Below are 19541 nucleotides of genomic sequence, written 5' to 3'. Positions count from 1 at the left end.
GCTCAGGTCAGGGACGGGCTCGCGCACGTCGCGGACGGTGGGCAGAAGTGGGTGACCGCCGTGAGGGCGAGGTCGAGTTCCGGGTCAATGCCGTCCGTGGGCGCGCCGTACGCCGCGACGGCGTACACCTTGCCGTCGGCCGGTGAGCGGAAGCGGATGTCCTGGACGTGCCAGCTGCCCACCTCGGGTTCGCCGCGCAGCGAGTCGGCGAGGTATTCGAGGCGCATGCCGTCCACCCCCTCCGCGTCCAGCCGCACCAGCTCGACCTGCTGGAAGCCGTCCGCCTTCGGTGTCCCGTCCGCGAGGAACAGCTCGAAGGACTCCTCCGGCGAGGGCTCGGCGACCTCGTACACCTGGAGGCGGCGGAAGCCGTCGGGGCTGCGGTAGTTGACGACGTCGAAGCCGTGCTGGGCGGGCACCGACTCCCGCTCCCAGCCGTTGGGGCGGGCGATGGTGAAGCCCTCGGGGTCACGGTGCAGTGCGTAGCCCTCGGGCAGCGGTGACGGTTCGGGGCCGGAGGACTCCGACGACGGTTCGACGGGGTCGGAGGAGTCCTCCGTCGGGACCGGCTCCGGCTCTCCCTCCGCGGACGGCGACGCCTGAGTGGTGGTGGTCGTACCGCCCGCCCGGTCGTCCGTGCCGCCCGCGTCGTCGTCCCTGACGACCAGGGTCAGGACCAGCGCCACGGCGACCCCCGCCGCCGCGGCCCCGCCCACCACGCCCCACACCAGCCGCCGCCGGCCGGCCTGGGGCCGGGCGCCGGGGACGGGCGGCTCCGGCGTGGACCAGCCTCCGACCGGCGACGTGTCGGGGTCGGTCACGCCGCCCGGGGGCGGGGCGGGCACGGCCGGCTCGAAGGACGGCGGCGGAGGAGGCGGCGGGGTCACCGGGGCGGTGGTCGCGCCGTCGCCGTCCTCCCAGCGCTGGGCGTCCTCGTTCCAGTACCGCTGTCCCCCGGTCATGGCGTCCCTCTCACATTCCCAGCAGCCCGGCGACGGCCCCGGCCGACGCGAACAGGGTCAGGATGCTCTGGGCGTCCGTGAGCGCCTCGCGCAGCCGCTGTATGCGGCCCTCACCGGCGGTCCCGGTGCGGGTGATCTCCTCCTCGGTGTCGGCGAGGGTGGTGTCCAGCCGTGCGGCCTGCTCGTTCTCCCGCAGCCGGGTGAGGTCGGCGCGCAGTTCCCGCACGGCGGCCAGCAGTTGCTCGGCGGACTCGTCGCGCGCCGGGGCCGTGGTGTTGTGCGTCTCGGCGCGCGCGTGGGCGCCGAACGCGAAGGCGGAGTTGTCGGCGCGGCCGATGCTGACGTTCGGTTCGTCGGACGCCATGGTCAGTCGGATCCCTTCTGCGGCCCGGGGCCGCCGGTCGTGGTCTCGGCGCGTGCGTGGTCGCCGAAGGCGAACGACGAGTTGTCGGCGCGCCCGATGTGCACCGCGCCGCTGCTGATGTTGACGATCTTCTGCACGAACTCGCCGGTCTCGTAGCCCGCTTCGCCCAGCGCCAGCCGCACCCCGCGGCTGATGCGGTCCTGCACGCTGCGCAGGTAGCGGGCGACGTCCATGTCCTGGAACGTGGACCCGGCGGGCGCCGCGGCCAGCTCCCGCACCGACAGGGCGGGCCCGTCGGGCAGCGCGTGCGCGTGCCCGCCGGTCAGCAGCCGCCACAGGTAGGCCGCACCCCGGCCGAGGGTGATGAGCGAGTCGCCGGCGGAGCGGGGCACCAGGACGGCGGAGCCGGTGATCCGGCCTGTCAGGTCGGACAGGAACCGGTGCGCGGTGCGGTCGGCGTCCTTGAAGTCCTCACGAACCGGCAGCAGTACGTGCGGCGCGATCTCCAGCATCAGCATCCGGCCCTGCGTGTGGACGCGGACGAAGACCGTGACGACCAGCTCCTCCTCCCAGCCGCCGACGCGGACGCGCAGGAAGTGCCGCCGCTTCTCGCCGCCCTCCTCGACGGCCCGCGCCCGGTGCTGCTCGAACTCGGCCGGCCCGTACGGCGCCTCCTCACGGCGCAGGAGCCCATCGACGGGCAGGAACACGCACTCGTCGATCTCCAGCCGCCGCAGCCGGTCCCGTACGCCGGGGCCCGCGTGCTCGGCAGGCACCCGCAGCTGCTCGACGAGGGGCCTGACCCGGTCGAGGATCGCCCGGTTGCCGAGCGGCTGCTGGTCCGCGTCCTCGTCGGGCCGCAGTTCGACGGCGAGCACCCAGGTGTCGTGCGCCTGGCCGGCCCCGCAGAAGGGGCGGGCCTCGTGGTACATGACCAGCGGGGTGTGCTGCTCCAGCCGGATGCGCTGCGACAGCCGCCGGAACCGGGGCCCGTCGGCCTGCTCGGCGGGGTCGCCGGCCGCGTCGGGGAACCGCGCCGGGGACAGTTCGGCGGCGATGACCCGGGCGAACTGGGTGCGGCGCCCCGCGACGCACAGGCCGATCACCACGAGCACGCCGATCCCGAACCACCCCTGCCAGGGCTTCGCGCCCCCGGTGAGCTCGTCGGTGACCGCCCCCCACAGATCGTCGTCGCCGGACGAGCTGTACGGCGAGGAGGAGTACGAGGAGCTCTCGTCCTCGCTGCCGAACGCCACGGAGAACACGGTCCAGAACGCGAACGCGGTCATGACGCGCCCGCCCCAGCGGGCCAGGAACGCGGTGAGCGAGCGGTACCACGGCGGCCGGGCGTCACGGCCGCGCAGCGCAGGCGCGACGGCGAGCAGCAGGCTGGGCCACACGAAGTACAGGAGCAGGTTGCCGCTGATCGGGGTGCCCACGATCCACAGGCCGACGACCGCGGCCGCCCACAGCATCTCCAGGCGCCGGGCCCGCAGCGCGTGGGCGAGGACGCGGGCGGCGTCGAAGCCGAGCGAGGGCGCGACGACCCGCTGTTCGTGGAGGTACAGCTCCTCGATGACCCGGTCGCGGTAGCCGGCGTCCAGGTAGGTCCCCGCGCACAGCAGCCGGGACGCCTCACTGGCGTACGGCGGTACGGGCGGCGGGCCGTCCGGCGTCCCGCCCGGGTGCTGCGGCTGCTGCTGCGGGACGAAGGCAGTGCTCACGCGGATCCCCCGATACGCGAACGAACGTCGCCGCCACGCGGTGTGACGGGGCATCAGCATAGGGGAAGGGCGGGCGGGAGCGAACCGGTTTGACGGCGGTGACCTGTGCGACGGCGACAGTACGGGGCCCCTTACCGGACGCACGCGCGGCCCGCCCCGGACGCGCGCGGGGCCCCGTACCGGACGAACCGGTACGGGGCCCCGCGAAGGCCGTGCCGGCCGGGCTCAGATGAGGCCGAGGGAGCGGACCGCCTCGCGCTCCTCCTCGAGCTCCTTGACGGAGGCGTCGATGCGGGTGCGGGAGAACTCGTTGATCTCCAGGCCCTGGACGATCTCGTACGTGCCGTCCTTGACGGTGACCGGGAAGGAGGAGATGAGGCCCTCCGGGACGCCGTAGGAACCGTCGGACGGGATGCCCATGGAGACCCAGTCGCCGTCGGCGGTGCCGTTGACCCAGCTGTACACGTGGTCGATGGCGGCGTTGGCGGCGGAGGCGGCCGACGAGGCGCCACGGGCCTCGATGATGGCGGCGCCGCGCTTGGCGACGGTCGGGATGAAGTCCTCGGCCAGCCACTTCTCGTCGTTCACGACCTCGGCGGCGTTCTTGCCGGCGATCGTGGCGTGGAAGATGTCCGGGTACTGGGTGGCGGAGTGGTTGCCCCAGATGGTCAGGCGCTTGATGTCGGAGACCGAGGAGCCCGTCTTCTTCGCGAGCTGGGTCAGCGCGCGGTTGTGGTCCAGGCGCGTCATGGCGGTGAAGCGCTCGGCCGGGACGTCCGGCGCGGCGGCCTGGGCGATCAGCGCGTTGGTGTTCGCCGGATTGCCGACGACCAGGACGCGGATGTCGTCCGCGGCGTGGGCGTTGATGGCCTGGCCCTGGGGCTTGAAGATGCCGCCGTTGGCCTCGAGGAGGTCACCGCGCTCCATGCCCTTGGTGCGGGGGCGGGCACCGACGAGGAGGGCGACGTTGGCGCCGTCGAAGGCCACGTTCGGGTCGTCGGTGATCTCGATGCCCTGGAGGAGCGGGAACGCGCAGTCGTCCAGCTCCATCGCGGTGCCCTCGGCGGCCTTGAGCGCCGGGGTGATCTCCAGGAGACGGAGCTTGACCGGCACGTCCGCGCCGAGCAGCTGGCCGGAGGCGATGCGGAAGAGCAGGGCGTAACCGATCTGGCCGGCCGCGCCGGTGACGGTGACGTTCACGGGAGTGCGGGTCATGGCGTTCTCCGTATGACAGCTGGCGGTGGGGCGGTCCCTGCCCCCTGGTGCGGGATCCCCGCTCCGGCTCGTGACCGGTGACCGCCACGATGATCGATCACCGGTTCGAATGATCGATCTCTTGGCGTCAAGAGAGATCCAGCGGTCAGGCTATCGCGCATCCGTGAGCGCGCACGGCCGGGCTCCCTGTGGCCCGTCCCACAGAGTGACCGCCCGCGCACACGGGCAACCGGCCTCGGAGAAAGGGGGGAACGAGGGGGCGGCCGCTCCGTCCGGGAGAGGTGGGGGCGGGGCGGCCGCCGTCGGGACCGACCGTGCCGGCATCCCGTGGGGGTACTTCTCGCGTGCCCGCCCCGCGCGCCCGCATTCACGTCACCACGGTTCCCTCACATGTCACGACCCGGACGGTCTACCCGGACGAGGGAATCGGCCGCGGTCCACCCGGACGAGGGAAAACGGCCGCCTGCGGCATCCACGGTCCGGCCGCCCCGGGGAGCGGCCGGGCCGTCAGTCCGTGCAGCCCTTCTCACCCGTCGCGGCCAGCACCGCGCAGGCCGTGACGTCGGTCGCCGCGGCGGCCGGCACCATCATCGTGTACGCCACCGTGTCGCCGGGCGCGTCCACGGAGTCGGTCTCCTTGGACGTGCCCGAGGTGATCTCGACCGTGTCCCCCTGCGCGGCCTGGGTGATGCGCCCCCACGCGGCGCCGCAGACCTTGCTGTAGCGGACCTCGACGGTGGTGGCGCCGACGACCGCGGAGCCGGCCGTGGTGACCAGGTCACCGCTGCACCCCATGACCTCGGCGTCCTTGCCCTCGCAGCTGTCGCCGCTGCACTTCACGCCCGGAGGCAGCTTCGCCTCCTTGGTGACGGTGGGCGACGGGGAGGGCTTGGCCTCCTTGGTGTCGCCCTGCGTCTGGGTGACGTACAGCCCGGCGGCGACCACCACCAGCGCGCCGAGCGCGCCGACGAGGAACATCGCCGTGCGCCGCTTGCCCGCGGGGCGGCCGGAACCGCCGCCCGGACCCGACGGCTCCGCGGGCGGCGGGCCGTACCCGCCCGCCGCGGGCGCCCCGGGGCCGTACGCCCCCGGGTAACCGGCGTCCGGGTTCGTGACCCCCCAGGAGTTGCCGCTGCCCGACGCGTCCCGCACGTCGGTGGCGGTCGGCTGGGGCGGCACGCTCGGCGACACCCCGGCAGGACCGGCGACCCCCGTACGGGCCCCGCCGCCGCGGGAGCGTCCGCCCCCGCCGGACGGCGGCCCGGCCAGCTCGCTCAGCGCGGCGCGCGCCTGCGAGATCCGGATCGCCTCCATGGTCATGTCGTGCCGCATCTCCGAGCGGCTCCAGGCGCGTTCGGCGAGCTCCCACATGGTGGTCAGGTGCACCGGGTTGGTCCCGGTGACCTCGGCCAGCGCCACGATCGCGCCCTTCGGCGCGAGCAGCCGGCCGTTCAGATAGCGCTCCCAGGACGTCTTGCTGTAGCCCGTGCGGTCGGCGACCGCCGCGACGCCCAGACCGCTGCGGTCCACCAGCCGCCTGAGCTGACTGGTGAACTCCCTGATCTGCGGATCGAGTTCATCCGGCAAGGCCTTCCAACGAGGCATTGCTCTCCCCCTCTTCCCCCCGGTTCGTGCTGGTCTTTCCCTCGCGCATGGTGCCCGCTGCCACGTCCCGTCTGGCTACCCACAGGGATGCCGCCGGGACGGGTCTCAGTTCCCGGGGTGGGGGCGCACGGGAGCAACAGGGCGCGTGCGGCGATGCACGCCCAGTCGCTTGCGCTCCAGTGTCCCACCGGTCGTCCGCCCGCCCGAACGGAACCCCGGAACCGAAGGACCGGGTGAACGGGGCTTGTACGACCGTCCCACTGTCCTCATGTCCTACCACTTCGGCGCCCTCGTGTGGACGTGTCCGCGGCCACATCACCCCTCGGCGGACACCCGCGCCTCGCACGGACGTCGAAGTCATCGCAAGGGTGTACGGGGATTCCGGGGCACGTACCGGAACGGTCACTTCCGTGCCACAGCGGCCGGGCGCCCGTTGATCGGGCCGTCCGCCGTGCAGGAACGTGGTGCGCGGCGCCGGCCCGTCCGCTCACGGGGGTGTGGACGGGCCGCCGCCCCTGCCCTGCGGGCGAACCCGGCCTCCGGCCGGAGGCTCAACTGTCGGCTGCCGGCTCACCTGCCGACCGACGGCTCAGGCAGCCGACCCGAGTCTCAGCCGCGGACCGGCGACCCGGCCGTCGACCGGCGGCTCAACCAGCGCCCCCCGGCCCGACTGCCGGCCCACCGCTCGCCTGCCGACCGGCGACTCAGCCACCGACCCGAGCTTCGGCCGTCGGCCAGCGGCCCGACTGCCACCCCACGGCTCGCACGCCGACCGGCGGTCCAGCCACCGGCCCGAGCCTCGTTCGCGGACCGGCGACCCGGCCGTCGAACGGCGGCTCGGCCAGCGGCCAGCAGCTTGACTGCCGACCGACACTTCAGCCAGCAGCCCGAGTCCCGGCCGTCGAACGGCGGCTCAACCAGCGCCCCCCGACCCGCCGCTCGCCTGCCGACCGGCGACTCAGCCACCGACCCGAACTTCGGCCGTCGGCCAGCGGCCCGACTGCCACCCCACGGCTCGCACGCCGACCGGCGGCTCATCCCACCTGCCCGAGCCTCGGCCGCCGACCGGCAGCTCAGCCGTCGAACGGCGGCTCGGCCATCGGCCAGCAGCTTGACTGCCGACCGACACTTCAGCCAGCAGCCCGAGTCCCGGCCGTCGAACGGCGGCTCAACCAGCGCCCCCCGACCCGCCGCTCGCCTGCCGACCGGCGACTCAGCCACCGACCCGAACTTCGGCCGTCGGCCAGCGGCCCGACTGCCACCCCACGGCTCGCACGCCGACCGGCGGCTCATCCCACCTGCCCGAGCCTCGGCCGCCGACCGGCAGCTCAGCCGTCGGCCGAAGGCTCGACCATCGGCCCGCGGCCCGACTGCCGGCCGACATTCCAGCCACCGGCCCGAGTCTCGTCCGCGGACCGGCGACCCGGCCGTCGACCGGCGGCTCGGCTGCCGGTCGGCGGCTCAACCGCCGACGGCGGGCGGCTCAGCTGTCGACCGTGACGTGCAGCATGTCCTGGAGCCACGGGAACTCCAGCAGCGGATGCGGCTGCATCATCAGCGCCAGCAGCACGATCGCCATCCCCAGCCCGCCGTACGTGACCATGTCGGTGAAGCGGGAGCGCACGGCGAGCATGCCGACGTCCGGCATCACCCAGCGCAGGGCCGCCCCGGCCAGCAGCGCCGCGCCGATCAGCAGCAGACCGACCCGGAACACGTCCAGCGCGGTCAGCAGCAGGCCCAGGCCCACGGTCAGCAGCACGGCCAGGATCGGCCACTGCCGCGCCGGCGCGGGCGCGTCGCCGGGGGCCGCCCGGCCGCCGCCCTCGGGGCGCGCCGTGTCCCGGGTGAACAGCGGGAACCTGCGCGTGGCCCGACGCGGGGCGCCGTCCGCGCCGGGGGCGCTGACCGGGTCACGGACGGTGACGTCCTCCGCGGACTCCTCGGGCGTCGCGGCCTTCCCGGTCCCCTCCGCCGTCGCGGGGGCTTCGGGGGCGTCCGATGCCTTCCGCTCAGCGGACACTGCGCTCCGCCGCCTCGACCACGTTGACGAGCAGCTGCGCCCGGGTCATCGGGCCGACGCCGCCGGGGTTGGGAGCGACCCAGCCGGCCACCTCGGCCACGCCCGGGTGCACGTCGCCGACGATCTTGCCCTCGGCGCTGCGGGAGACGCCGACGTCCAGGACGGCCGCGCCCGGCTTGACGTCCTCGGGACGGATCAGGTGGGCGCTGCCGGCCGCCGCGACGATGATGTCCGCGCGCCGGAGATGGGCCGCGAGGTCACGCGTGCCGGTGTGGCACTGGGTCACGGTGGCGTTCTCGCTGCGCCGGGTCAGCAGCAGCGGCATCGGACGGCCGATGGTGACGCCGCGACCGACGACCACGACCTCGGCGCCCTTGATCTCCACGCCGTGGCGGCGCAGCAGGGTGATGATGCCGTTCGGCGTGCAGGGCAGCGGGGCGGGCTCGTTGAGGACGAGCCGGCCGAGGTTCATCGGGTGGAGGCCGTCGGCGTCCTTGTCCGGGTCCATCAGCTCGAGGATGCGGTTCTCGTCGATGCCCTTGGGGAGCGGCAGCTGGACGATGTAGCCGGTGCAGGCCGGGTCCTCGTTCAGCTCGCGGACGACCGCCTCGATCTCCTCCTGCGTGGCGGTGCCGGACAGTTCACGCTGGATGGAGGCGATGCCCACCTGGGCGCAGTCGCGGTGCTTGCCGGCGACGTACTTCTGGCTGCCGGGGTCGTCCCCCACGAGGATCGTGCCGAGGCCGGGCGTGACGCCCTTCTCCTTCAGCGCCGCCACGCGGGCGGTCAGATCGGACTTGATCTCGGCTGCGGTGGCCTTGCCATCGAGAATCTGGGCGGTCATGGCCCCCATCCTCGCGGATGACCGGGCCGCTGTTCCAATCAGCCCGCATTCCGGTCGGCCGTGGCGCCCGTACCAGGCATTCGATCATTATCGGTCTCAATGCGAGCAAGATCGCGATGTTGCACTTGCACAACACATATGTCGTAGCGCTGGACAAGGAAAGGAACGGTCAAGAACGATGAATCCGCAGTGCCGCGGACAGAACCGGGGGGACGGACCGCATCTGTAGTACTTCCTCCGCGCCGTGTCTCGCGCAGTCCCCGCACCAGGAGCGCAACGGAGGAAGGACCGCCATGAGTTTCGGCGACCCGAACAACCCCTACGGGCAGCCGCCCCAGCAGCCCCAGCCCGGTCCCGGCTACGGCTACCCCCAGCAGCCCGGCCAGCCCGCCCAGCCCGCCCAGCCCGGATACGGCTACCCCGCGGCCCCGCCGGTGGGCCAGCCCTACGGCGGCGGGTACGTCCCCACCCAGATGCCCGGCATCACGCGCGCCGCGCAGATCCTGCTCGCCGTGATCGCCGTCGCCCACGTGATCATCGCCGCCGTGTACGGCGTCGCGCTGGCCCAGTGGGACGAGCTGGTGGACGAGGCCGGCATCGCGGGCGACGTCGACGCCGAGCAGTTCGCCGACCTCGGCAAGGGCGTCATCGTCTTTTTCGTCGGCCTGGCCTCGGTCTTCGCGCTGCTGGGTCTCATATTGCTGCTCCAGTACGCCAAGGGCGGCAGCTCGGTGCGCGTCTGCTCGATCGTGTACGCGTCGTTCGCGATCGTCAGCGGCATCTTCGCGCTGGGCATCTACCTGCTCGGCCTGCTGATCATCGTCGTCGCGATCCTGGTGATCGTGTTCTGCGCCAAGCGGGCCAGCGCCGAATGGTTCCGGCGCCCGAGGTACTGAGCCTGAGGTATTGAGCCTGAGGTACTGACCCCGAGTACTGACCCCCGGGGGCGTCCGCCCGCCCGCGTCCCGCCCCCACAAGGCCGTGTCCTCCCCCTGTCGAGGACACGGCCTTCGTGTGTCCCCCCGCGCCCGGCGTGCGGGACCCGCGCCTTTCGCGCCAATCCCACCGCACACCCGTGTCGCACCCGATCGGGGGAGGTCCGGCGGCAGGGTGTCCCCCCTACCCTGGCCGAGTAGCTGTCAGGCATGGGCGCATGGGGGGATGCACCGTGAACAGCCTCGTCGTCGTACCCGACGTACCCGACGTACCCGTCGGTCCCGCCGAGCCACGGTGGACCGCCGGCCGCCCGGCGGTGAAGGGGGCCCGGTGACCGAGACGTACGCCGTGCCGGTGCCCAAGGGGTACCGGGTGGGCGCGTGGGAGGTGCGCGAGCCGATCGCCACGGGCGCGTTCGGCAGCGTGTACGCCGGCCGGCGCACCGGGGGCGGCACGGACGGGCCGCGCGAGGTCGCGCTGAAGTTCCTGCCGACCGGCACCCGCACCCCGCGTCAGCTGCACCACCTGCGCGAACTCGCCGAGCGCGAGGTGGACGTGCTGCGCCGGCTGAAGCAGCCGCGCCTCATCCGGATGGTCGAGACGCTGACCGTCGACGACCCCGGCCGGCCGGAGCTGGACGGCGCCACCGTGCTGGTGCTGGAGAAGGCGGAGGGCTCGCTGTCCGCGCTGCTGGCCGTCACGCCCCGGCCCGACGCCGGTCCCGGCCTGCTCGCCCAGATCTGCGAGGGGCTGGCCCAGCTGCACCGCGCGGGCTGGGTGCACGGCGACCTGAAACCGGCCAACGTGCTGCTGATGGCGGACGGTTCGGTCCGCCTCGCCGACTTCAACATGGCCGCCGAGCTGGAGGGCACGCACGCCTACACGTCCGCCTTCTCCACGCCCGACTACACCCCGCCCGAGCTGCTGTGGTCCGGGATCGGCGAGCGGGGCCGGCGGATCCGCGCGTCCGCCGACGTGTGGGCGTTCGGCGTGCTCGCCCATCTCGTCCTCACCGGGGCGTTCCCGCTGCCCGGCGCCACCCCGGCGGCCCGCCGCACGGCCGCCGCCGCGTACGCCTCCGGCACCGACGAGCTGCGGCTCTCCCCCGGACTTCCCGACGCCTGGCGGGACGTCGTCCGCGCCTGCCTGACCCGTACGCACGCGGAGCGGATCGGCGTGGAGGACCTGCTGCGCCGGGTGCGGGAGGCGGCCGGCGCGGGACGCCCGTTCCGGCTGCCCCGGCTGCTGCCCGCGCGGCGCCGGCGCTCGCGGCGGGCGGTCGCCGTCTCGGCGGCCCTCGCCACCGCCGCGGTGGCCCTCCTCGGGTACGGCGTCGACCGGTGGGCCCTGTCCGGCGGCGAGCCGAGCGCGGGCCCGGACGCGGGCCCGAACGCCGCGGCCGCCGCGTACGGCGCCGATGTGCTCCGCACCGACCGGGGCGTGCCGGCCGCGTACCGGCTGCTGATCGTGGAGACGGCGCACGACTGCCCCAGCGAGGACGTCACCGCGCCGCTGATCGCGGCCATGCTGAAGGTGGAGAGCGACTTCGACCCCGACCTGTCCGACCCGGTCAAGAACGAGTACGGCATCGCCCGCTGGACGCCGAAGGTGCTGCGCTGGTGGATGAACGAGGACGGCACACCCGGCGAGACCGTGCCCGAACCGCCGTTCCCGCCCGCCGAGTCGGTGCCCGCGATGGGCCGCTACCTGTGCTGGATCGCGCCGCGGCTCGACGACGAGCTGCGGGAGGACCGGCGGGTCCTGATCGCCGCCGCCTACCGCACGTCGTGGGACAGGGTGAACGACGCGGGCGGCGTCCCCGCCGAGTACCGCGCGTACGCCGGCCGCGTCGCCCACTATCTGAAGGAATACGCCCCGCCCGGCCGGAGATGACCCCGGCGGGGGCGCCACGCGCGACGGCGGTGGCCCCGGCCCCTTCCCGGGCCGGGACCACCGCCGTCGATCACGCCATCAGTGGAAGAAGTGACGCGTGCCCGTGAAGTACATCGTCACGCCCGCCTTCTTCGCGGCCTCGACGACCTGCTCGTCGCGGACCGAACCGCCGGGCTGGACCACGGCCTTCACACCGGCCCCGGTGAGGATCTCCAGGCCGTCGGGGAAGGGGAAGAACGCGTCCGAGGCGGCGTAGGAACCGGCCGCGCGCTCGGCGCCCGCCCGCTCGACGGCCAGCTTCGCGGAGTCGACGCGGTTGACCTGGCCCATGCCGACACCGACGGAGGCGCCGTCCTTGGCGAGCAGGATCGCGTTGGACTTCACCGCGCGGCACGCCTTCCAGGCGAAGGCCAGGTCGGCCAGCTCGGCCTCGGACAGGGCCTCGCCGGTGGCCAGCGTCCAGGTGGACGGGTCGTCGCCCTCGGCCTGGAGCCGGTCGGTGACCTGGAGCAGCGCGCCGCCGTCGATCGGCTTGACCTCGACCGGGGCGGACGGCGCCTGCGGGGCGCGCAGCACGCGGATGTTCTTCTTCTTGGTGAGGGCCTCGAGCGCGCCGTCCTCGTAGTCCGGGGCGACGATGACCTCGGTGAAGATCTCCGCGACCTGCTCGGCCATCTCCTTCGACACCGGGCGGTTGACGGCGATCACGCCGCCGAACGCGGACAGCGGGTCGCAGGCGTGCGCCTTGCGGTGCGCCTCGGCGACGTCCGCGCCGACCGCGATGCCGCACGGGTTGGCGTGCTTGATGATCGCGACGGCCGGGGCGTCGTGGTCGTACGCGGCACGGAGCGCGGCGTCCGTGTCCGTGTAGTTGTTGTACGACATCTCCTTGCCGTGCAGCTGCTCGGCCTCGGCGAGACCGCCGGTGCCGGAGACGTAGAGCGCGGCCGGCTGGTGCGGGTTCTCGCCGTAGCGGAGGGTGTTCTTGCGCTCCCAGGTGGCGCCGAGGAAGTCGGGGAACTGCGAGTCGTCGACCGGCGCGTACTCGGACGCGAACCAGCTCGCGACCGCCACGTCGTACGCGGCCGTGTGCTGGAAGGCCTCGGCGGCGAGCCGCTTGCGGGTGGCGAGGTCGAAGCCGCCGGCCTGGACCGCGGCGAGGACGTCGCCGTAGCGGGCGGGGCTGGTGACGACGGCGACCGACGGGTGGTTCTTGGCGGCGGCGCGGACCATGGACGGGCCGCCGATGTCGATCTGCTCCACGCACTCGTCGGGCGTGGCGCCGGAGGCGACGGTCTCGCGGAACGGGTAGAGGTTCACGACGACCAGGTCGAACGGCTCCACGCCGAGGTCCTTGAGCTGCTGCTCGTGGTCGGCGAGGCGCAGGTCGGCGAGGATGCCGGCGTGCACCTTCGGGTGCAGCGTCTTGACCCGGCCGTCCAGGCACTCGGGGAAGCCGGTCAGCTCCTCGACCTTGGTCACGGGGACGCCCGCGGCGGCGATCTTCGCGGCGGTGGACCCGGTGGAGACCAGCTCCACCCCGGCCTCGTGCAGGCCGCGCGCGAGATCCTCCAGGCCGGTCTTGTCGTAGACGCTGACGAGCGCCCGTCGAATGGCCCGCTTGTTGCTCTCGGCGGTCACTGGATAACTACCTTTCGTCCCTCGATGCGATAGCCGTTGCGGGCGAGCCGCCCCACGACCTCGACGAGCAGCTTTCGCTCGACTTCCTTGATGCGCTCGTGCAGAGCGCTCTCGTCGTCCTCGTCCCGGATCTCCACCACGCCCTGCGCGATGATCGGACCGGTGTCGACGCCGTCGTCGACGAAGTGGACGGTGCAGCCGGTGACCTTGGCGCCGTACGCGAGCGCGTCCCGCACGCCGTGGGCTCCCGGGAAACTGGGCAGCAGGGCGGGGTGCGTGTTGACGAACCGCCCGCCGAAGCGCGCGAGGAACTCCTTCCCCACGATCTTCATGAACCCGGCGGACACCACGAGGTCGGGCTCGTACGCGGCGACGGCCTCGGCGAGCGCCGCGTCCCACTCCTCGCGGGTCGGGTGGTCCTTGACCTTGCACACGAAGGTCGGCAGCCCGGCGCGCTCGGCCCGGGCCAGCCCCTCGATGCCCTCGCGGTCCGCGCCGACGGCGACGACCTCGGCGCCGTAGGCCTCGTGTCCGACGGCGGCGATCTCGTCGAGGAGCGCCTGGAGATTGGTGCCGGATCCGGAGACCAGCACGACGAGACGCCTGGCGCGCTCGGCCACGGGCTTGGCGGCCACGGTGGGGCCCTTTCTCGGGGAGCGTCTGCACGGCCGGCGGCACAGCGCTTTGTACATTCCTACGAATGCTTCGCGCCCCCGGATACGGGGAAGCCTACGAAGCGGCCGACCGGCAGCAACGATACCGGCACTCCCGACGGGCCCCCACGGGACGGGGGCGTGGCCGGAAGGTAGCGTCTGGGAGGAGCCGGCCGGGGTACGCAGGTCCTGGACACCGGGGCGCACGGGAACGCCGACCGCGCACCGTTCGTTCACAGGGCGACGGACCCGGGCCGCGCGGAGCTGACGGGAACGCACCAGCTCACCGCTCACTCGTAGTCGATACGTCGTGCGAGGCGGTCACACCGCACCCACGCCGTGCTTCACAAAGGGGAAGACGCTCACTTGATGCCGGACCGCAGCCTGCGACTCCTCACGTTCCCCCAGCAGTCGGCCCAGGGAGGGGAGCGTGGCGCCGTGCTGCTGCGGGAGCGCCCCTCCTCACCTCCGGACGCCCCCCAGGGCGAGGGCGACGACCGCCGCCGGGACTCCGGGGACGGCCAGGACGACAACCCGTTCGCGCCCCCGCCGGAGGGCGCGCCCGACCGTCCCTGGCAGCCCCGCCACCCGTCGGGCGGCGAGGGCGAGGGCGGCGGCCGCTCCCCGTGGGGCCGCAACTGGAGCGACCGGCAGCCCGGCCGCTCCCCCGGCGGCTTCGGCGAGCGCCCGCGCGGCCCGGAGGGGCAGGGCGGAGGCGGCCAGCAGGGTCCGGGCATGCGCTGGGACCCCACGGACCCCGCCCAGCGCCGCGCGCGGTACGCCCTGCTGGGCGGCCTGTGGGCGTTCTTCTTCGCCCTCTTCAACTGGCCGTACCTGGCGCTGCTGCTGGGCGCGCTCGCCCTGTACTGGAGCATCAGCGCCCTGCGCGCCAAGCCACGCGGGCAGGACCCGGACGTCCCGGCGCCCGAGCAGAAGGGCCGCCCGCAGACCACGGCGGCGGTGAGCGGCATGGTCATGGCGGGTCTGGCGCTGCTCCTGGTGGCCGGCGTCTTCGGCGCCCGCCTGGTCTACAGCGACTACTACGAGTGCACCAGCGACGCCCTCACGCAACAGGCGCGCCAGTCGTGCGGTGACCATCTGCCGGAGCAGTTGCGGGGGGTGCTGGGCGAGGAGGGCTGAGGACGGACCTGACGGGGCGCCCGCCGGCCGCCGCCCGGTTCGCCGCCGGACCCCGAAAACACCGGACCCCGCCCACCCGCTCACCCGGGTGGGCGGGGTCCGGTGTTTTCGGGGTCCGGGCGCGTCAGGTTTCCCGGGGCCGGGGCCCGCCGGTTTCTGGAGGTCCCGGGCGTTCCGCGTCTTCGGGGTCGGGGCGCTCCGAGTCTGCGGTGTTCGGACGCGTCGGGCTTCTCGGGGTGCCGGGCACCCAGCGTTCCGCGCTCCGTGCGCTTCGCGTCTCCCGGGGTCCGGCGCGTCAGGTAGCGCGGAGGCCCGGGCGCTCCGGCGTCCGCGAGGGTCCGCGTCTCCGGGATCCGGTGTGTCAGGCGTCTCGGGTGCCCGGGCGCTCGGTGTCTCCGGCGGCGGGGCGTCGGGCGCGGGGGTCCCGGACGGAGGGTGAGGGGGAGGGGTCGGGGAGGGCGGTCAGGGGCGGCGCGGGGCGTGGGCGGAGGCCGGCGGCGCTCGGGGCGTCTTCGCTCGGGTCGTCTTCGCTGAAGCCGTCGTGGTCACGGTCGTCGCCGTCGTGGTCGAGGAGCAGGTAGGGCTCGTCCTCGGCGACGGGAGCGGCGCTTCGCCCGGGCTTCCGGCCGCCGAACCAGCTACGGCGGGGGCGCGGCATCTTCCGGGCCGGGCGCGGAAGCGCGACCGCACGGCCCGCGCGGCCCGGACGGTGACAGTGTCCGCCCCGCCCGCGGGTCCGCCGGAGGCGCCACCCCCGTACGGTCAGGGCCGTCGCGGCGGCGGTCAGCCCGAGCCACGCCGCCGTCGCCAGGCCCACCTGCCACCACACCGGGCCGAACCGGGCCAGCGCGGCCGTGCCCAGCGGGCCCCCCGCCAGCCCGGCGAGCACCGCCAGCAGCACCCCGCACAGCCCCGCCGCGAAAGCCGCCGCACCGGCGGTCCGCCCGGCCGCCCAGACGCCGAACCGTCCCTTGCCCGTCACGGCCCCCCGGCCCACGAACCACCCCACCACGACCCCGGCCGTCAACGGCAGCGCCGCCGCCGTCCCGTGCAGCGCGGTGCCCGCGCCCGGGTCCGGCACCGCCGCCAGCAGCGGGAACGGCGGCAGCAGTGGCGCGGCCTGCGCCCCGAGCGGCGTCACCGAGGTCCCGGCGCCGAGCAGGAAACCGGGGCCGAGGGCGTAGGCGGCGGCCCACACCGCCGCGTTCGGCAGCAGCGTGACGCAGAGCAGCAGCACCGCGGCCCATCCCGACCAGCCCTCGGTCAGCCGACCGAACGCCCGGCGAGTCTCGCCGACGTGCAGTCCCAGCGACACCGTCAGCAGCACCGCACCGCCCGCGACGAGCACCGTCGCCCCGGCCGCCGCCGCACGCGCCGCGACACCGGGACGGCCGTCCGGGCCCAGCACCAGATGCCGCGCGCCCCGGGGCAGCACCGCGCCCAGCACCTGCTCCAACGGTCCGCTGGGCCGTCCGTACGCCGTCCACACTCCCGTCCCGGCGGCCACCACCGCGACCAGCGGCACGCAGGTCACGGTCCACGTCCACGAGGGCCGCAGCGCACCGCCGGCGGCGTAGAGGGCGGCGGGGGCGGCGACGGCGAGGTAGCCGAGGACCACCCCCGCCCAGGCGGTACGGCCCGGCACCAGCCGGGCGTCGGCGCGGGCGCCTCCCTCGGCGGTGTCCCGCGCCGCCCGGTGCAGCAGCCACACCGGCACCGCGACCAGCAGCAGCGGAAGCACGCCCATCGGGGCGGGGGCGCCTGAGAGGGTGTCGACACGGACCAGTTCGGCGCCGTGCGCCAGCAGCCAGAGGGACGCCGCGATGTGCAGGGCGCCGCCGGGTCCGCTGTCGGGGTAGGGCGAGCTGACCCACAGCAGCATCACCATCACGGTGAACGCCGCGAGGCCCAGCCCGGCCGCGAGGGCGCCGCCGACAAGGCAGGAGGCCAGCCCGGGCGAGCGGTGACGCACCCGGAGGAGCAGGGAGGCCGGCATCGATCGGCGTACGGTCGTCTGGATCACGCCCGCCATGCTCCCAACGACACGCGCTTTACGGGCGTAACGGGCGAACCTTGGCTGTGTCGCTCAATATACGTTTATGTACTTTTCTGTACTGAGGGATGCCCAGTGACACGGAGCCCTGCCCTTCCGCTTCCCCCGCCGAACGAACGCCGACGCCTGCGGGAGGCATGCGCGCTGACGCGCGCTCACCTCGCGAAGCGGCTCGGGGTACGCCCCGATACGGTGCGGTCCTGGGAATCGGGTCGCAGCACCCCGCGCGGCCGCAACAGGGTCGCGTACGCGGAACTCCTGTCGGCGCTGGCGGCGGAGACGGCCGAGGCGGAGGGGTTGACACCCCATCAGGCGCCACAGGAACCGCAGGAACCGCAGACACCGCACGTGCTGACGATCCGTACGGCACCGGCCGAGGGCGCCGAGGGCTCACGCGGGGACGCTCCCTCGAACCCCACCACGTACATCGTGACCCCGACCTCGGCGGACGGCCCGGAATCACCCGAGGGAGACCCGGCCCGGGCCGACGAACCGGCACCGACGGACGGGCCGGACGTGGCCGGCGGACCGGAATCGGGATGTGACCCGGTGTCGGAGAGCGGACCCGCGCCGGAAGGCGGGGCGGAGTCGCGCGGACCCCGCGCGTCCCGTCCCGCCGCGCCGCGTAGGCGCAGGAGACGGCGCCCCTCATGGGCGCGGGCCTTGCGGCCCGCAGGCGAGAGGCGTCCGGTGCCGGCCGTCTCTCGGGACGTGGGGCCGTACGTGACGCCCGCCCAGGCCTTCGACGCGCTGTACGCGTACTGCGCGCCCGCCCTCGTCCGGCAGGCGTACCTGCTCACCGGCCGTCGCGACCTCGCGCACGAGTCCGTGGAGCGGGCCTTCCAGCGGGCGTGGGACCACTGGCCGGAGGTGGCGCGCGACCCGGATCCGCCCGGGTGGGTGCGTGCGGCCACGCACGACTGGGCGCTCTCCCCCTGGCACCGCTTCCGCCGTCGCCACCGGCACCCCGAGCCCCCGCCGCCGGAGGAGGACGACCGCGCGCTGCTGGACGCGCTGCTGAGCCTGCCGCCGCCGTACCGCCGCACGCTCGTGCTGTACGACGGCGTCGGCCTGGACCTGCCCGAGACGGCGGCGGAGACGGAGGCCAGCACGCGGGCCGCGGCCGGGCGGCTGATGCACGCGCGTGAGATCCTCGCGGAGGCGCTCCCGGAGCTGGCCGATCCGGCGGAACTGCACGCCCGGCTCGCGGAACTGGCGTCCACCGGACGGACGCGGGCGCAGGAGCCGGCGGCGGTCCGCGGCGGCAGCGAGCGCCGGGCGCGCCTGTGGACGCGGACGGCGGCGGCCGTCACCGTCGTCCTGATCGGCAGCACGGCGATGACGCTGCGCACGGCGCCCACCCACTACGTACCGCCGGTACCGCCGGGCGAGACGGTGCGGGGCGTGCCGCCCCGCGTGGCGCCGGGCCCGCTCTCGGACGACGAGCGCGAGCTGCGTGACCGGCTGCGCGAGGCCCTGCACGACGGCCCGGGGCGCCTCACCCCCCAGGCCTACTGAACCGCGCGGACGGCGGCGAAGACGGGTGGGCCCGTCCCCCACCAGGGGAACGGGCCCACCCGAACGATGCGCTGCCGCGCCGGCGGTTCAGCCGGCGAGGATCGCGCGCGCCAGCTTGGCGGTCTCGGTCGGCGTCTTGCCGACCTTGACGCCGGCGGCCTCGAGGGCCTCCTTCTTCGCCTGCGCGGTGCCGGAGGAACCGGAGACGATGGCGCCGGCGTGGCCCATGGTCTTGCCCTCGGGCGCGGTGAAGCCCGCGACGTAGCCGACGACCGGCTTGGTCACGTTCTCCTTGATGAACGCCGCGGCCCGCTCCTCGGCGTCGCCGCCGATCTCACCGATCATCACGATCAGGTCGGTGTCGGGGTCGGCCTCGAACGCGGCGAGCGCGTCGATGTGCGTGGTGCCGATGATCGGGTCGCCACCGATGCCGACGGCGGTCGAGAAGCCGATGTCACGCAGCTCGTACATCATCTGGTACGTCAGCGTGCCGGACTTCGAGACCAGGCCGATGCGGCCCGGCTTGGTGATGTCGCCCGGGATGATGCCGACGTTGGACTGGCCCGGGGTGATGATGCCGGGGCAGTTCGGGCCGATGATGCGGGTCTTGTTGCCCTTCTTGCCGGCGTACGCCCAGAAGGCGGCCGTGTCGTGCACGGCGATGCCCTCGGTGATCACGACGGCCAGCGGGATCTCGGCGTCGATGGCCTCGACGACCGCGTCCTTGGTGAACTTCTCCGGCACGAAGATGACGGAGACGTTGGCGCCGGTCTTCTCGATGGCCTCCTTGACGGTCCCGAAGACGGGTACCTCGGTGCCGTCGAAGTCCACGGTCTGACCCGCCTTGCGCGGGTTGACGCCGCCCACGACGTTGGTGCCGTCACCGAGCATGAGCTTGGTGTGCTTCATGCCCGTGGCGCCGGTCATGCCCTGGACGATGACCTTGCTGTCCTTGTTGAGCCAGATAGCCATG

15 protein-coding genes are annotated in these 19541 nt (G+C 74.1%); 4 read left to right on the top strand and 11 right to left on the bottom strand.

Features of this window, described 5'->3' with window-relative positions; genetic code table 11:
- Window positions 1–2: 2 nt before the first annotated feature.
- From ACFOSY_RS02065 to ACFOSY_RS02035, 7 genes are all read right to left on the bottom strand, one after another.
- Complete coding sequence (locus ACFOSY_RS02065; protein WP_394304981.1) at window positions 3–962, bottom strand: hypothetical protein; 960 nt, start codon at window positions 960–962, stop codon at window positions 3–5.
- A 10-nt stretch (window positions 963–972) separates the two neighbouring features.
- Complete coding sequence (locus ACFOSY_RS02060; RefSeq protein ID WP_394304980.1) at window positions 973–1326, bottom strand: hypothetical protein; 354 nt, start codon at window positions 1324–1326, stop codon at window positions 973–975.
- Window positions 1327–1328: 2 nt separating this feature from the next.
- Window positions 1329–3050 carry a hypothetical protein gene (locus ACFOSY_RS02055; RefSeq protein WP_394304979.1) on the bottom strand — a complete coding sequence of 574 codons (1722 nt, stop codon included), beginning with the start codon at window positions 3048–3050 and terminating at the stop codon, window positions 1329–1331.
- Between the two features lie 225 nt (window positions 3051–3275).
- Complete coding sequence (locus ACFOSY_RS02050; protein ID WP_394304978.1) at window positions 3276–4265, bottom strand: malate dehydrogenase; 990 nt, start codon at window positions 4263–4265, stop codon at window positions 3276–3278.
- Window positions 4266–4772: 507 nt separating this feature from the next.
- On the bottom strand, window positions 4773–5870 hold the full coding sequence (locus ACFOSY_RS02045) for a helix-turn-helix domain-containing protein (RefSeq protein WP_394304977.1): 1098 nt from the start codon (window positions 5868–5870) through the stop codon (window positions 4773–4775).
- Between the two features lie 1483 nt (window positions 5871–7353).
- Window positions 7354–7890 carry a DUF3017 domain-containing protein gene (locus ACFOSY_RS02040; RefSeq protein ID WP_394304976.1) on the bottom strand — a complete coding sequence of 179 codons (537 nt, stop codon included), beginning with the start codon at window positions 7888–7890 and terminating at the stop codon, window positions 7354–7356.
- Complete coding sequence (locus tag ACFOSY_RS02035; RefSeq protein ID WP_394304975.1) at window positions 7880–8734, bottom strand: bifunctional methylenetetrahydrofolate dehydrogenase/methenyltetrahydrofolate cyclohydrolase; 855 nt, start codon at window positions 8732–8734, stop codon at window positions 7880–7882. Before ACFOSY_RS02035 ends, ACFOSY_RS02040 begins: the two co-directional genes overlap by 11 nt.
- 293 nt (window positions 8735–9027) lie before the next feature.
- Here ACFOSY_RS02035 and ACFOSY_RS02030 point away from each other — a divergent pair, with 293 nt between their 5' ends.
- Together ACFOSY_RS02030 and ACFOSY_RS02025 are read left to right on the top strand one after the other, a co-directional pair.
- Entirely contained in the window at window positions 9028–9630 is a 603-nt protein-coding gene (locus tag ACFOSY_RS02030; protein ID WP_203350584.1) for a hypothetical protein, read from the top strand.
- A gap of 370 nt (window positions 9631–10000) precedes the next feature.
- Window positions 10001–11563, top strand: coding sequence for a protein kinase domain-containing protein (locus ACFOSY_RS02025; RefSeq protein ID WP_394304974.1), 1563 nt, complete (start codon window positions 10001–10003; stop codon window positions 11561–11563).
- A 78-nt stretch (window positions 11564–11641) separates the two neighbouring features.
- On the opposite strand, the gene purH is transcribed toward ACFOSY_RS02025, so the two are convergent.
- Both purH and purN read right to left on the bottom strand, forming a co-directional pair.
- Window positions 11642–13204: a bifunctional phosphoribosylaminoimidazolecarboxamide formyltransferase/IMP cyclohydrolase gene (gene purH / locus ACFOSY_RS02020; protein WP_394304973.1), complete on the bottom strand. Its 1563-nt coding sequence runs from the start codon at window positions 13202–13204 to the stop codon at window positions 11642–11644.
- Window positions 13201–13839 (bottom strand): phosphoribosylglycinamide formyltransferase, encoded by a 639-nt coding sequence (gene purN / locus ACFOSY_RS02015; protein ID WP_369157811.1) that lies wholly within the window; start codon window positions 13837–13839, stop codon window positions 13201–13203. The genes purH and purN overlap by 4 nt, the downstream gene beginning before the upstream one ends.
- 387 nt (window positions 13840–14226) lie before the next feature.
- Between purN and ACFOSY_RS02010 the strand changes: the two genes are divergently transcribed.
- Complete coding sequence (locus tag ACFOSY_RS02010) at window positions 14227–14997, top strand: hypothetical protein (RefSeq protein ID WP_394304972.1); 771 nt, start codon at window positions 14227–14229, stop codon at window positions 14995–14997.
- Between the two features lie 361 nt (window positions 14998–15358).
- Here the strand turns inward: ACFOSY_RS02010 and ACFOSY_RS02005 are convergent, their stop codons facing one another.
- Entirely contained in the window at window positions 15359–17029 is a 1671-nt protein-coding gene (locus ACFOSY_RS02005) for a cell division protein PerM (RefSeq protein WP_394304971.1), read from the bottom strand.
- Window positions 17030–17125: 96 nt separating this feature from the next.
- Between ACFOSY_RS02005 and ACFOSY_RS02000 the strand changes: the two genes are divergently transcribed.
- Entirely contained in the window at window positions 17126–18568 is a 1443-nt protein-coding gene (locus ACFOSY_RS02000; RefSeq protein WP_394304970.1) for a sigma factor-like helix-turn-helix DNA-binding protein, read from the top strand.
- Between the two features lie 87 nt (window positions 18569–18655).
- On the opposite strand, the gene sucD is transcribed toward ACFOSY_RS02000, so the two are convergent.
- A complete protein-coding gene (gene sucD / locus ACFOSY_RS01995) occupies window positions 18656–19540 on the bottom strand; it encodes a succinate--CoA ligase subunit alpha (RefSeq protein WP_190004880.1) in 885 nt (294 codons plus the stop codon).
- Window position 19541 lies beyond the last annotated feature (1 nt).

It is taken from the genome of Streptomyces lusitanus, assembly GCF_042647945.1.
In the GTDB taxonomy this organism is placed as follows: Bacteria; Actinomycetota; Actinomycetes; order Streptomycetales; family Streptomycetaceae; genus Streptomyces; species Streptomyces pseudogriseolus.
The sequence above is the reverse complement of the archived record's forward strand: the minus strand, read 5'-3'. Positions and strand labels throughout refer to the sequence as shown.